Source organism: Dysgonomonas sp. 25 (genome assembly GCF_010501075.1).
In the GTDB taxonomy this organism is placed as follows: domain Bacteria; phylum Bacteroidota; class Bacteroidia; order Bacteroidales; family Dysgonomonadaceae; genus Dysgonomonas.
On record NZ_QVMN01000002.1, the window covers coordinates 322,089 to 336,567 of the forward strand.

The 14,479-nt window shown below is 42.8% G+C and carries 14 protein-coding genes; 10 read left to right on the top strand and 4 right to left on the bottom strand.

Annotated elements, in window-relative coordinates:
• Window positions 1-5: 5 nt before the first annotated feature.
• A complete protein-coding gene (gene mfd / locus D0T66_RS04450) occupies window positions 6-3,350 on the bottom strand; it encodes a transcription-repair coupling factor (protein WP_370520760.1) in 3,345 nt (1,114 codons plus the stop codon).
• A gap of 619 nt (window positions 3,351-3,969) precedes the next feature.
• Between mfd and panB the strand changes: the two genes are divergently transcribed.
• The 3 genes from panB to trmD are packed head-to-tail and all read left to right on the top strand — an operon-like array spanning window position 3,970 to window position 6,078.
• On the top strand, window positions 3,970-4,788 hold the full coding sequence (gene panB / locus D0T66_RS04455) for a 3-methyl-2-oxobutanoate hydroxymethyltransferase (protein WP_163356019.1): 819 nt from the start codon (window positions 3,970-3,972) through the stop codon (window positions 4,786-4,788).
• A 5-nt stretch (window positions 4,789-4,793) separates the two neighbouring features.
• A complete protein-coding gene (locus D0T66_RS04460; protein WP_163356021.1) occupies window positions 4,794-5,393 on the top strand; it encodes a hypothetical protein in 600 nt (199 codons plus the stop codon).
• A 4-nt stretch (window positions 5,394-5,397) separates the two neighbouring features.
• Window positions 5,398-6,078 carry a tRNA (guanosine(37)-N1)-methyltransferase TrmD gene (gene trmD, locus D0T66_RS04465; RefSeq protein ID WP_163356023.1) on the top strand — a complete coding sequence of 227 codons (681 nt, stop codon included), beginning with the start codon at window positions 5,398-5,400 and terminating at the stop codon, window positions 6,076-6,078.
• 8 nt (window positions 6,079-6,086) lie between these two features.
• Here the strand turns inward: trmD and D0T66_RS04470 are convergent, their stop codons facing one another.
• Complete coding sequence (locus D0T66_RS04470) at window positions 6,087-6,740, bottom strand: hypothetical protein (protein ID WP_163356025.1); 654 nt, start codon at window positions 6,738-6,740, stop codon at window positions 6,087-6,089.
• On the bottom strand, window positions 6,737-7,324 hold the full coding sequence (locus tag D0T66_RS04475) for an RNA polymerase sigma factor (protein ID WP_163356027.1): 588 nt from the start codon (window positions 7,322-7,324) through the stop codon (window positions 6,737-6,739). Before D0T66_RS04475 ends, D0T66_RS04470 begins: the two co-directional genes overlap by 4 nt.
• Before the next feature lie 303 nt (window positions 7,325-7,627).
• Between D0T66_RS04475 and D0T66_RS04480 the strand changes: the two genes are divergently transcribed.
• Window positions 7,628-7,825 (top strand): winged helix-turn-helix domain-containing protein, encoded by a 198-nt coding sequence (locus D0T66_RS04480; protein WP_163356029.1) that lies wholly within the window; start codon window positions 7,628-7,630, stop codon window positions 7,823-7,825.
• A 57-nt stretch (window positions 7,826-7,882) separates the two neighbouring features.
• Here D0T66_RS04480 and D0T66_RS04485 read toward each other — a convergent pair whose 3' ends face one another.
• A complete protein-coding gene (locus D0T66_RS04485; protein ID WP_163356031.1) occupies window positions 7,883-8,512 on the bottom strand; it encodes a hypothetical protein in 630 nt (209 codons plus the stop codon).
• A 164-nt stretch (window positions 8,513-8,676) separates the two neighbouring features.
• Between D0T66_RS04485 and D0T66_RS04490 the strand changes: the two genes are divergently transcribed.
• The 6 genes from D0T66_RS04490 (at window position 8,677) to D0T66_RS04515 (ending at window position 14,134) form a co-directional block, all read left to right on the top strand.
• Window positions 8,677-8,973 carry a hypothetical protein gene (locus D0T66_RS04490; RefSeq protein WP_163356033.1) on the top strand — a complete coding sequence of 99 codons (297 nt, stop codon included), beginning with the start codon at window positions 8,677-8,679 and terminating at the stop codon, window positions 8,971-8,973.
• Window positions 8,974-8,992: 19 nt separating this feature from the next.
• Window positions 8,993-9,292, top strand: a complete 300-nt coding sequence (locus D0T66_RS04495) for a cell division protein ZapA (RefSeq protein ID WP_163356035.1) — start codon at window positions 8,993-8,995, stop codon at window positions 9,290-9,292.
• Window positions 9,293-9,460: 168 nt separating this feature from the next.
• Window positions 9,461-10,990, top strand: a complete 1,530-nt coding sequence (gene rny / locus D0T66_RS04500) for a ribonuclease Y (protein WP_163356037.1) — start codon at window positions 9,461-9,463, stop codon at window positions 10,988-10,990.
• 171 nt (window positions 10,991-11,161) lie between these two features.
• Window positions 11,162-12,166 (top strand): 2-hydroxyacid dehydrogenase, encoded by a 1,005-nt coding sequence (locus D0T66_RS04505; protein WP_163356039.1) that lies wholly within the window; start codon window positions 11,162-11,164, stop codon window positions 12,164-12,166.
• Between the two features lie 3 nt (window positions 12,167-12,169).
• Window positions 12,170-13,252, top strand: coding sequence for an N-acetylmuramoyl-L-alanine amidase (locus tag D0T66_RS04510; RefSeq protein WP_163356041.1), 1,083 nt, complete (start codon window positions 12,170-12,172; stop codon window positions 13,250-13,252).
• A 15-nt stretch (window positions 13,253-13,267) separates the two neighbouring features.
• Window positions 13,268-14,134, top strand: coding sequence for an MlaD family protein (locus D0T66_RS04515; protein WP_163356043.1), 867 nt, complete (start codon window positions 13,268-13,270; stop codon window positions 14,132-14,134).
• Window positions 14,135-14,479: the final 345 nt, after the last annotated feature.

Below are 14,479 nucleotides of genomic sequence, written 5' to 3' on the forward strand. Positions count from 1 at the left end.
GTAAATTATTCTTTTTCTGTCTTTTCTCTAGCTATCTCTTCCAACACAGCGCAGGCAGCCTCGACTGTTTCTACATGCAGAATGGTGACCGAACGCTTGCCGTTTTTCTCTTTCAGCTCGCAATTGCGCGGATACTGCTGGATATAATTAAGCAGTTTGTCGAACGCTTTGGATTGATAATAAGGCGATTCGGGGTTGGAGACAAGGAAAAGGTTCATCCGCTTGTTTTTGAGCGTTACCTTTTCTATTCCTAATGCGCGGGCAAGCATCCGCAGGCGGACTACGCGAATCAGTTCGCGGCCTTCGGGCGGAATCTTACCAAAACGGTCTTCCAGACGCATTACAAACTGTTGAATATCCAATTCGCGCGTCATATTGTCCAACTCGCGATATAGCGTGATACGCTCCGAATCGTTCGGAATATACGTTGCCGGGAATAGTAACTCGAGGTCGCTCTCTATCTGTACATCGTCAACGAAGTTGTCGCCTTCGATTTTCTCGCCTTCCTCGGCTGTATGGTAAACGTCGGCAAACTCTTCATTTTTGAGTTCGGCAACTGCTTCGGTGAGGATTTTCTGATACACTTCATATCCCAAGTCGGCTATAAATCCGCTTTGTTCCGCTCCCAGCATATTTCCTGCCCCGCGGATATCGAGGTCTTGCATAGCGATGTGGATACCATGTCCCAAATCCGAAAAATTCTCGATCGCCTGCAAACGACGGCGTGCTTCGGGTGTAAGGCTACTCAACGGAGGGGCAAGCAGGTAGGCAAAAGCTTTCTTATTGCTGCGCCCAACGCGTCCGCGGAGTTGGTGCAAGTCGCTCAATCCGAAATTTTGAGCATTGTTTACGATGATAGTATTGGCATTTGGGATGTCTATTCCCGATTCGATGATAGAAGTCGCCACCAATACATCATATTCGTGATTGATGAAGTCTACGATGATTTGTTCCAGCTTGGCAGGTTCCATTTGTCCGTGACCGACCACTACGCGGGCATCAGGAACTTCGCGTCGAATCAGTTCGGTTAATTCTTCGATATTCTTAATGCGGTTGTTGATGACGAATACTTGTCCGTTGCGGCTCATTTCGAATTCGATAGCCTCGCGGATAACATTCGGGTCGAAGGTGTGTACCTCCGTCTGTATCGGGTACCGGTTGGGTGGGGGAGTGGTGATGGACGAAAGGTCGCGCGCTCCCATCAGTGAGAATTGAAGCGTTCGCGGTATCGGGGTGGCAGTCATCGTGAGCGTGTCTACGTTGGTTTTCACCTGTTTCAGCTTCTCTTTGACGGCTACTCCCAGCTTTTGCTCCTCGTCGACGATGAGTAGTCCTAAATCTTTAAATTCTACGTCCTTGCCCACAATGCGGTGTGTGCCGATAAGCACATCGATTTTGCCTTCTTTCAGGTTGAGCAGGATGTCTTTGATTTGCTTATTGGTACGGGCACGGCTGATATAATCGACCCGGCAAGGGAAATCCTTCAACCGCTCTTTGAATGTCTGGAAGTGCTGATATGCCAGTACGGTTGTCGGCACCAATACAGCAACTTGTTTATTGTCTGTTACCGCTTTGAAGGCGGCACGGATAGCCACTTCCGTTTTTCCGAAGCCTACATCGCCGCAGATAAGCCTGTCCATCGGCTTGATGCTTTCCATATCCTGCTTCACGTCGGCGGTAGCCTTCATCTGATCGGGAGTGTCCTCGTAGATGAAAGAGGCTTCCAGTTCGTTTTGCAGGAAAGAGTCGGGAGAGAATTTGTACCCCTCTTCGTGTTGCCTTTCGGCATATAGTTTGATAAGGTCGCGGGCGATATCCTTGACCTTCGATTTAGTCTTTTCCTTGATGCGTTCCCATGCGCCTGTCCCGAGCTTGTTGATACGCGGTGTTTCGCCTTCCTTGCCTTTGTATTTGGATATTTTGTGCAGGGAGTGAAGCGAGACGAAGATGATATCGTTGTTCTGGTAAATGAGCTTGATAAGCTCCTGCATCTTGCCATTCATATCGGAACGGACAAGCCCGCCGAATTGCCCGATACCGTGATCGATGTGGACGATATAGTCCCCGATCTGGAACTGTTGCAATTCTTTGAGAGACAGGGCAAATTTACCTGAACGCACGTGGTCGGATTTCAGGTTGTATTTGTGGAAACGGTCGAATATCTGGTGGTCGGTAAAACAGCATATCTTCAGGCTTTCTTCGTAAAAGCCTTCGGATAAGGTACGGTCTATCGGCGTGAAGGAAATATCGTCCTCTCTGTCCTCGAAGATAGCTTTGAGGCGCGACTGCTGTTTAGCGCTGTCGCTCAGGATGAATATCCGGTATTGCTTGTCTAAGAAGTCGCGGAATGTTTCACTTATCAGGTCGAAGTTCTTATGAAATTCGGGCTGCAATCCGGTCGAAAATTCAAGTGTAGCCTCGGGTGTACCGTATGCTTTTGCACCGAAATGGATTTGCCGGAATGAGGCTATCTTGTCCAAGAATTGTTGCTTATCTATCAGTTTTTGTTGGAAATCGGCGAGGTATTCGGGATTGTCGAGTATCGGCGTATCGGTGTAAATGGCATCGATTCGCTCTGCTACCCAAGTCAAATCCTTGAACCCAGTCAGCGTGTTTTCGGGTAATAAAGACAGAAGCGATTCCCTGTCCATATCCATGCGCTGCATGTCAGGTATTATCTGGATGTTTTCCAATTTCTCTTTCGAAAGTTGGGTGTCGACCTCGAAGGTACGGATGGTGCTTATCTCGTCTCCGAAAAAGTCGATGCGGTAAGGGTATTCGCTCGAAAAGGAAAAGACGTCGATAATGCTTCCGCGTATGGCATATTGCCCCGGCTCGTATACATAGTCGACATATTCGAACTGGAAAGACAACAATACTTCGTCGATAAACTGGCGGTCGATTTCCTGTCCTGCATACAACTGCAGGGTGTTTTTCTCCAGCGATTCCTGCGAAGCTACCTTTTCGGCAAGGGCATCGGGATGCGTGACGATGATGAAGTGTTTATTTTCGGTTTGCAGCTTACTTAATACTTCGGTGCGCAGTATCTCAAGGGCGCTGTCTATCTGTCCGTATTTGATAGCCCGTTTGTATGCCGAGGGGAAGAAGAAGACATTCGTATTGCCCAGTATCTGGCTGAGGTCGTGGTAGAAATAGCCGGCACTTTCGGCATCGTTCAATACATACAGGAAGCTTCCCTTGATTTTATTAAACAAGGAGGCGGCAAACATGGCGTCGGATGAGCCTTGTAGGCCTTTGATATAAATATTTCGAAACTTGGATAGAATATCTGCTGCAGCAGGGATATTCTTGTGGTTGTCAAAAAGTTGTTGTAATTCGGATAGTTTCAATGTCGTAGCCTTATTTTTTAGGCTACAAAATTAATAAAAATACAGCGATAATAATCATTAAAATTACTGAATAGTTACGAAGGGAATTATCTATGTTTATTTAGGGGGGGGGCAAGTTTATTAGTTACGAGTTTACAAGAAATAAGTATACTTGTGTTACTTTTTTGTCATGTCGACGATAGGAGGCATCTCTTCCCGATATACAAGGAAGAAAGAGGTAAACACTGAGTTTCACAGAGGAGGCACTGAGGTACACGGAGAAAAGTAACTCTACAAAAATGCTCAAAATGAATATACCTTTGTTACTTTTTAGTTGTCACTTCGAACGGATGTGAGAAGTCTCTTTTCAATTGTGCGATGAGATGTTTCGTTTCACTCAACATGACAAGAGAACAGCTAAATACAAAAAAGTAACTCAATGAAAAAATGTCGTTTCTTTGTACCGGTTTTAAAAATTCAAAGCGTTGACAGTCAGGTGAATGAGATTTTAAAGGCGCTAAAAAAAGTAACAAAAAGTAATACAAAAAAGCGACACATTTGTGTATTATCTGTTACGCGGATTAGGATGTACTGATTATTTTATACCTTTGTCCGTCTATAACTTCAAACAAAAAAGAATATGTCTACTTATAACGAAAATATACGCAAAGTCACTACACTTCACCTGCGTGAGATGAAGCAAACCGGAGAGAAAATATCTATGCTCACCGCTTACGACTATTCGATGGCGAAAATTATCGACGAAGCGGGAATGGATGTGATCCTTGTCGGTGATTCGGCCGCTAATGTTATGGCAGGATATACAACAACTCTTCCCATGACTATCGAACAAATGATTTATCATGCGCAATCGGTTGTGCGAGCGACCAAAAGAGCTATGGTGTTGGCGGATATGCCTTTCGGTACATGCTCGGGAAATCCCGAAAAATCGCTCGAGTATGCTATCTGCATCATGAAAGAAACAGGTGTGGATGGATTAAAGATAGAAGGTGGAGAGGAAATTATCGCCGATATCAGAAAGATAGTGGATGCCGGTATACCTGTGATGGGGCATCTTGGGCTGATGCCTCAATCTATCAACAAATACGGTTCGTATGGTATTCGCGCGAAAGGCAATGAGGAAGCGGCTAAATTACTGAAAGATGCGCAGTTGCTCGAAGAGGCAGGTTGTATAGGAGTGGTGTTAGAGAAGATTCCGGCGCAATTAGCCAAGGAAGTGACTGAAAAAATCTCTGTCCCGACTATCGGTATCGGGGCGGGCGCTCATACCGACGGACAGGTATTGGTGATGCAGGATATGCTGGGAATCAATAAAGATTTTGCACCCAAATTCCTTCGTCGCTATGCCGATTTGCATACCGTCATTACGGAAGCGGTCGGAAACTATATTAAAGATGTAAAAGAGAATACTTTTCCGAACGAAAAGGAAAGTTATTAGATTCTATGAAAAAGTTTCTTTTCCTGTCATTCTTATTTGCCTATACACTTTATGCAACTGCTCAGGATAAGGATCTTTTCTATGCCATTGACGGAAGTGAATGGTTGACTGAAGGATTGCGCGATGATAGAGAGAATACGCTGTGGGAAGAACTGCATCTGAATATCCGCTATCTTCGTGTTGCGGATAAAGAAACTGATATACAGGTTGATAAAGAGTCTCTCGCGGCCTCACTTCAAGAGCTTGCTGTAGTGGTGGAGGAGGCAATAAGATATTCGCGCCAACAAGATCAGACGTTGAATGAATTATTGACGCCGGAAGTGCGGAAATATCTGGAAGAGAAAGATATACATTTTGTCACGTCTGCGGCAGCCAATAAAGAACGCTTTATTATGAAGGAGTTATGTGAGCTGTATAATATATACCTGGAAGGATTTGATTATCTATATAAGAAAATAGCATTTATCGCCGACCCTTTGTCTGAAAAGTTTTATTTCACTGTTTTAGGCGATGGCTGGCTGAATACTTTTGTCAGTGAGATAAATACGAGGACAAAGAATTTTAAGGATAAAGCTTATTTCATTCGGGAAACAACAATAGAATAAAACTATGCGCATAGATATTATAACCGTATTGCCGCAGATGCTTACAGGACCTTTGGACTGTTCCATCCTCAAACGGGCACAGGATAAAGGGCTGGCTGAAATTGTCGTCCATAATCTGCGTGATTATACGACCAACAAACATAAGCGGGTAGACGATTACCCTTTCGGCGGAGAGGCGGGAATGGTTATTCAGATAGAGCCCGTTGATAATGCTATTGCTGCATTGAAACAGCAACGCGAATATGACGAGGTGATTTTTACTTCGCCCGACGGAGAATTATTCGACCAGCCCATGGCAAACCAGATGTCTACCTTGCAGAATATTATTATCCTCTGCGGGCACTACAAAGGGATCGATTACCGCATACGCGAACATCTGATAACCAAAGAAATATCCATAGGCGATTATGTATTGACAGGCGGCGAGATGGCTGCAGCTATCATTGCCGATGCCGTAGTGCGCCTTATACCCGGAGCTATCGGTGATGAACAGTCGGCGCTTTCAGATTCTTTTCAGGACAATCTACTGGCTCCTCCCGTATATACCCGTCCGGCAGAATATAAAGGCTGGAAAGTACCCGATATACTACTGTCGGGGCATCAGGCAAAAATAGATGAATGGAAGTTGCAGCAGGCTATGGAACGCACCAAAGCGTTGCGCCCCGACCTCCTGAAAGAAGATTAACAGCCTTATTATTTACTTTTGGATTGATAACGTTCGAAATCCTTTTCGGGAACGTAAATAGATATAACAGCAGTAGAATCCTCGGTTGAGGTAATCAGTTCTGTTGTGAAGTTATCCTTTTCTATATCAGCTTTGTGCTGCTCATAGACCATATCGGGGATGTAAATGGTCATGACCGATTTCTTCTCGTCCGAAAGAATTTCGCGTTCGCCCGGTGTAATGGTTGCGCTAACCTTTTCGTCAATCCTGAACGGCTCGATATAAGCTTTCAATACACTCTTGGTCTCGGCGTTCTTTTCGGCGATAATAGCACTGTTTTCCACATAGAATTCCTCCGGAACGTAAATGTCGATCAACAGGATTGGCGTTTCCTGCGCCACCAATTGCGAACGTTTTTCGTCCACGAACAAATATCCTCCCAGCCCGAAAACAAGCAGGAGAATGGCAGCAGCGGCTTTCCATGCAGGATGCATTCCGCCCGAACGTTTCGATTTAGACTGGATCTGTTTCTGCAGGCGGAGTATGTTCTGCACATGATTGTCTTCTATGCTATCGTATCCTTCGATAGCATCAGCAAGAAAAGGATCGCTAAGGGCTTCCCGCTCCGTGCGGTGGGCGTCCTTTCCTTTCCGGTTACCTTTTATATAGTCAATCAAGCTCATAAGTTCAGTTTTTTCTCAACACAAATCTTTAAATTACGCTTCCCGTTCTGCAGGAAGCTCTTTACACTTTTCAGGTTGAACCCCGTGTCATCTGCGATATCGGCATACGACTTTTCTTCGTAGAAGAACATGCGTATCGTTGTTCGCTGCGGATCAGGAAGGCGGTTCAAGCATTCACGCAAAGCCGCTTCTTTATCCTTGTCAGGAGTTTCTTCACTGAATAGATCCAAAACAGTGTCGGATTCCATAATCTGCGAATCGAAATCTACAACAATTTCTTTTTTGTTCTCTCGCAGGATATGAAAACAATGGTTCTTGGCTACGCTGTATATCCAGTTTTTAAAGACTTTTATCTCGTATGTGGTAATCTTCGGCGATAATGTTTCGAAGATGTCTATAACGGCATCCTGAGCCTTTTCGGTATCTTGCAGGTATTTCAGGCAAAGCCCGTAGACGAGCGGTATATATCGTTCATACAATTCGTTGAAATGGCTGACATCGCCAGTCTCCCTGAGTAGTGAGAGCAACTGGTCGTCATCCAGATTCTTTACATTGCTTTTCCTATTTAAACTAAAAAATGCCAAACGATATATTTTTCTGCAAATCTAACTGATTTTTGCCCACCTCACAATGAAAAGGCTAAACAAATCGCATATTAATACATTAAAAGCAGGAATAAGAAACCATACAAGATATCGAAAAAATGTTTGTGTATTTTGCTGTGGAAACAAAATATGTCTTACATTAGTGTTTTGTTTTTAAGTTAAAAAATATCAAAAAATAATGTATTGTTACAGCCAAATGTCATTCTAATCGCGCTCTTTGGCAGAATATGATTATTTTTGCATGATGGATAGACTAACATTATTTAAAAATTTTGACTCATTATGAAAGAAAAAATTGGAACAAACGCCGGAGCTATCTGGGCTTATCTGGATGCTAACGGAAAGAAAGGATTAAAAGAGATTAAGAAAGCATGTAAACTGACAGAGAAAGATATGTATGCTGCTCTGGGCTGGTTGGCTCGCGAAGGAAAAATCGCTTTCAACGAATTGAAAGACGATGTTGAAGTGGCTTTGATTTAAAGGCTACTCGAAAGAAATTGAGAAAGAGGTATGTTTTTTACATGCCTCTTTTCGCTTTTAGTCCGATAGATGAATTACCCCATCTTTGTAATAATAAATAATAGGGAAGCGATCACTCCATGCAGGAGGTGCTGCCGGCTGAATTCCTCCATCATATATCATGCGCGGATATTGGATATACTCGATATATCTTTCCGAAAATTCAGGGAGTTTTATCCTTGTCAAAATATCCTCTCCTGCTTCCTCCTTTTCTTGTTCCGTGCATTTAACCTTAGGTGAGATGAAATCCCAGATGAATGACAAGTGATTACCGTTGGATGAAGTATTGCTTTCTGCCAAAAATATCACATCTCTCCCGTCTTTCTTGCTACAGCCCAACACCCGATAATTGTGCTCCATAAATATGTAGCTCGAAATACTGTTCGCCCAACCTCCGTAGCAATTCAGGTATATACTATCCTTTTCTTTTCTGAAAAGTACGGTGAGTACGGTTTCTCTGGGTTCTTCCCCGCGTTGCTGCAGTTGAGAGTCATAGTTGTTTAAGCTTTGAGTGAAAATGTTTAGCAACGAATCGAGCTGTGTATCTTTGATTTCAAACTCCTGTAAATAAAGCCCGTCTTTATCTTCCGAACAAGAGAAGAAAAAGGAAATGATAAGTAAGAGGAGTAAATATAATCTGTTATGCATAGAAGATAAAATTATCTATATATTATAATGAGCTACTAATATTGCAAATTCCATAAAAAGATAATTAGCAGATGATAAAATAATTTGTAAACAGGCAGAAATAGCCGTTTAATAATTTTGTTAATTCGGCATCTCTCGCTATATTTGTAACAATTTAGTTGTTTATGACAGAGAACGGTAAAAAACTTCTGGCTGAGTTCGAAATAAGGATGAAGCAACTAATGTATTTATGCGATACGCTTCGCGATGAAAATCGCCAACTTAGAGAGGAATTGTCGCAGAAGAATATACAGTTAGAAGACTTATCGGGACAAGTAGAGCAACTGAAAGCAAAATATGACAACCTGAAATTTGCCAAAACGCTCTCGTCGCAAGATAAAGAAGCGGCGCAGGAAACCAAACGACGGTTGTCAAAATTAGTGCGGGATGTAGATAAATGCATCACCATGTTGAAAGGTTAATTAGAAAAGAATTTCGGTAATGGATGAGCATTTAATCATAAATCTTCCGGTAGCGAATACGAAATATCCTCTGCGTGTCAAAAGAGACGACGAAGCTATATTCCGTAACGCCGCCAAGGAAATAAATTATAAACTGAGTCGATATAAAGAACATTTTACCGGCACCTCAGATTCTCCGTTGCAAGACACCGATTATATGGCCATGACAGCCATACAGGCGGTAGCAGAGAAAGAAGAGCAGAAGGAAAGAGCAGATATGTTCGAAGAGAAAATCAACCAATTCGTAACTGAGTTGGATGATTACCTTAGAAAGAGATAACTTTCCGAAAAGGAAAAGCAGAAATCGAATATCAGATTTAATAAATACTATTTCGGCACTAATTTTGAATAAGTTTATTATTCAGGATTGGTGTTTTTTTTTGTTTTTAACTGATTGATAAAGAGGCTTAAACGCAATTGTAATAACAACAATAACAAAATGTAAATTATGGATATATTATTTTATGTCATACCCTTTCTGGCCGGGGTTTTGCTTACGTGGGTCATCCTGACGCTCGTAGCGAAAGCCAAGGTTAAAAGGCAAATGGAAGAGGCTGCTAAAGAAGCAGATGTGATAAAGAAAAATAAGTTGCTCGAAGTAAAAGAGAAAGAATTGCATATGAAAGCCGAGTTCGAGAAAGAAGTATCGGCTCGCAATGCGAAACTGCAATCGGCTGAAGCTAAGATGAAACAACGCGAAATGACCATCAATCAACGGATGGAAGAGATTCAGCGTAAGAAATCGGAAGCGGATGCCGTGAAAGCAAACTTAGAGACGCAGCTGGAAGTAGTAGAGCGCAGGCAACAAGATTTAGAGAAGCTTCATAAACAAGAAGTTGAACGCTTGGAAGCCCTCTCGGGACTATCTGCTGACGAGGTGAAAGAGAAATTGGTGGAGGCGTTGAAAGACGAAGCTCAAACAAATGCTCAATCCTACATCAACGAGATGATGGAAGAAGCGAAGATGACAGCCAATAAGGAAGCGAAGAAAATCGTTATCCAGTCTATTCAGCGAGTAGCTACCGAAACAGCTATCGAAAATGCAATTACCGTATTCCACATCGAATCGGATGAAATAAAAGGACGCATCATCGGTCGCGAAGGACGTAATATCCGCGCGCTGGAAGCGGCAACAGGTGTTGAAATCGTGGTTGACGATACGCCGGAAGCGATTGTCCTTTCGGGCTTCGACCCGGTACGCCGCGAGGTTGCCCGTATGGCGCTTCACCAGTTGGTATCGGACGGACGTATTCACCCTGCCCGCATCGAAGAGGTAGTAGCCAAAGTGCGTAAGCAAATCGAAGAGGAAATCATCGAAACAGGTAAACGTACGACTATCGACCTCGGTATTCATGGATTGCATCCTGAATTGATTCGTCTGGTCGGAAAAATGAAATACCGTTCATCATATGGTCAGAACCTTTTGCAGCATGCCCGCGAAACAGCCAACCTTTGTGCTATTATGGCAGCTGAATTGGGACTGAACGTGAAAAAGGCAAAACGTGCCGGATTGCTTCACGATATAGGTAAAGTGCCTGATGATGAGCCGGAATTGCCTCACGCATTGCTCGGTATGAAACTGGCCGAGAAGTATAAAGAAAAGCCGGATATCTGCAACGCTATCGGGGCTCACCACGATGAGGTGGAAATGACTACCTTGCTTGCACCTATCGTGCAGGTATGTGATGCTATCTCGGGAGCACGTCCGGGAGCACGTCGCGAGATTGTCGAGGCATATATCAAACGTTTGAACGACCTCGAGCAATTGGCCGCTTCGTATCCGGGTGTATTGAAAACCTATGCGATACAGGCCGGCCGCGAGTTGCGCGTTATTGTAGGAGCAGATAAAGTGAACGATGTAGAAACTGAAAAGCTCTCTACGGATATTGCCCGCAAAATTCAGGATGAGATGACTTATCCGGGACAAGTGAAGATTACGGTAATCCGTGAGACGCGCTCTGTCAGCTTCGCTAAATAGCAGGTTACACTAAATCGAGAATACAAGAGAGACACTTCGGTTTTTTATCCGGCAGGTCTCTCTTTCTGCTTACAGGTCAGAAAAGGGTTGGAATGTTTGATGCAACATTTATTTTTAACTAAATTTGTAGCGTGAATTAATTGATTGAGTTATCTATAAATAGAATTAATTATGGCAAAAAGGCTCGCAGTATTCGATTCGAAACCTTACGACATTAAAATGTTCGAAGAGGTGAATAAAAGTTATGGTTACGAACTTGTCTTTTTCAAAGAACACTTAGACAAGCATAATGTGATACTTGCATCGGGATTCGATGCTGTGTGTATTTTTGTGAATGCGGTGGTAGATAAAACCGTTATCGACAGCCTGCAATCGTATGGCGTTAAGTTGATAGCGTTGCGCTGTGCCGGATTCAATAACGTCGATATTGCTTATGCCAAAGATAAAATAACCGTCGTTCGTGTTCCCGACTATTCGCCGCATGCCATTGCCGAGCATACGCTGGCGTTGATGCTTACGTTGAACCGACGGATACATCGGGCTTTCAACCGTACACGCGAAGGAAATTTCTCGTTGAACGGATTGCAAGGATTCGATATGTACGAAAAGACTGTCGGAGTAATTGGTACGGGACGCATCGGGAAGGTCGTTATCGGACTGATGAAAGGCTTAGGGATGAACGTATTGGCGTACGATGTATATCCCGATGAGAAAGCTGCCGAGACGATGGGTTATACCTATGCTTCGCTGGACGAAATATATGCCAAATCGGATATAATTACCTTACATTGTCCTTTGACCAAAGAAACCGAGCATCTTATAAATGAGAACTCGATAGCCAAGATGAAAGACGGAGTGATGATTATCAATACGGGTAGAGGAAAGCTTATTAATTCCAAGCATCTGATAGACGGTTTGGTTTGCTGTAAGGTTGGCTTTGCCGGGCTCGATGTTTACGAAGAAGAAGGCAACTATTTCTACGAAGACTATTCGGATACGGTGATGACGGACGAAGTGCTTGCCCGCTTGTTGTCTTTCAACAATGTTATCATTACATCTCATCAAGCCTTCTTTACGCATGAGGCATTTTCGAATATTGCGCATACAACATTCAACAATATATCGGACTTCTTTGCCGGAAAAAAGCTTGCGAACGAGGTCGTGTATAATGGATAATATATGAAAAGAGCATTTTTATTACTATGTAGCATCTTGTTTTTGTACGGGTTTGTATATCCGGACAATTCGAAGTTTGTGGTAGTGATAGATGCCGGTCACGGAGGACGCGACCCGGGTGCTGTACGCGGAAAGGTAAAGGAGAAAGATATTAATCTGGCTGTTGCATTGGAGTTGGGCAACCTGATAAAGAGGAACATGAGCGATGTGAAGGTTGTGTATACGCGGGACAAAGATGTCTTTGTGGAACTTGCCGACAGAGCAAAGAAAGCGAATAAAGAAAAGGCCAACCTTTTTATCTCGGTCCATACTAACTCTACCGATGCGAAAAAGACTACGGCCAGCGGTGCCGATACCTATATTCTGGGGTTAGCTCGCAGTGCAGAGAACTTAGCTGTAGCCAAGCGCGAGAATGCGGTAATCTTATTGGAAGAAGATTATTCGGTCAAGTATGAGAGTTTCGACCCCAATTCGACGGAGTCTTATATCATATTCGAGTTCATGACCAATAAATATATGGAGCAGAGCTTGAATGTCGCTACTCATATACAAGATAAATTCAGGACAAAAGCTAAGCGTGCGGACAGAGGTGTTCGTCAGGCCGGGTTCCTCGTTTTGCGCAATACGAGTATGCCGAGTATTTTGATTGAATTAGGCTTTATCAATAATGCTACAGAAGCGACTTATCTCGCTTCCAAAAACGGACAGAAGGTTATGGCCGAATCTATTTACGAAGGATTCAAGAAATATAAGGAAGACTTCGATAAGCGTGATTCGAAATCCAAGCCGGTAGAAGTTCCGGCAATATCGGTTTCCGAACCGGTGGCGGTCGTAGACGTCCTTCCTGCAATAGCCGACCAAGTGGAGTACCGTATACAATTTATGTATTCGCCAAAGAAGTTGCCCGGTAATTCATCCGAATTCAAAGGCTTGTCGCCTGTAGACTCATATTACGAAAATGGCTATAAATATACATATGGCTCTACAACAAATTATGACGAAATTCAGAAACAATTAAAAGAAGTAAAAACCAAATTTAAAGATGCTTTTGTTATCCGCTTTAAGGATGGTAAACGCGTAAAATAACTACATGATAATATTATGGAAAAAGGGTCAAAAGAAATAAAAATAGGAATCGCTTTTATACTTTCGATATTTTTACTCTATTTCGGAATCAGCTTTCTGAAAGGGATTAATATATTCTCGCCATCCCATTCGTATATCCTTGTCTTCGACGATGTATCCGGACTTACCAAATCGGCACCCGTGACGTTGAACGGTCTTCAGGTGGGACAGGTTTATGCCATCAAGATGGATCCTAACAATCCGAAGCGTGCGGTGGTTGTCATCAATATGAATGATGAAATCAATATCCCTGTGGGAAGCAAGTTCGAAATGGACAATCCTATGCTGGGAAGTACTTATATCGCGTTAGACCTTAACTTGTCCGAAAGCCGCTATATCGAAGCTACCGATACAATAGTCGGTCTTCGCCAGAAAGGGACAATGGCCTCGGCAAATGAGATGATTCCTCAATTCTCGTCGTTGATACCTAAACTCGATTCGATTTTGACAGGATTGCAATACCTGACCAACCATCCGGGATTGGATAATTCTATATCGAATGTGAATGAAATAACGTCAAGTCTGAATAAATCAACGAAAGACCTTAACGATTTGTTGGAAGCATTAGGCAAGGATGTGCCTGTCATAACAAATAACCTGGCATCAGTATCGAACGATATGAAATCGATGGATATCAAATCTACCTATCAGTCTATCGATTCTACGGTGAAAAATATTCAATATCTGACTGACCGCCTGAACAGTAAGGATGGTACGGTTGGTTTATTATTGAATGATCGCCAACTATATGATAGCCTAAATACAACGCTTAATAATGCGTCTTTACTACTCAAAGATGTGAAAGAAAATCCATCCCGTTATATCAATGTAAAGGTATTCTAAAAATCGTCTTATTTAGAATTGTTCTAAAAATCGAAAAAAGTTTATTTTTACCCGAAGTTGCCGAGTATTAGGTTGTTTGGAGGCGCAAAAAAGTACTCCGGGCGATTTCAGAAATTTAGGATTGTCGTGCAAAATCGTGGTTACCCGTGGTTTGTCGGGATATAAAAAAGAGGACAAAGGCAAACTTTAATAATCGGCTGGCTTCTAAAAGGATATAACATTAAATGAAAAAACAAATTATAGGCCGTTTTTTTTTATAAAAATATATTCCCAATTTTGTAATAAGGAAATAGGGATTGATGAGATCCTACATTCACACTTTAGGACAAAAGAATAACCTCTTAA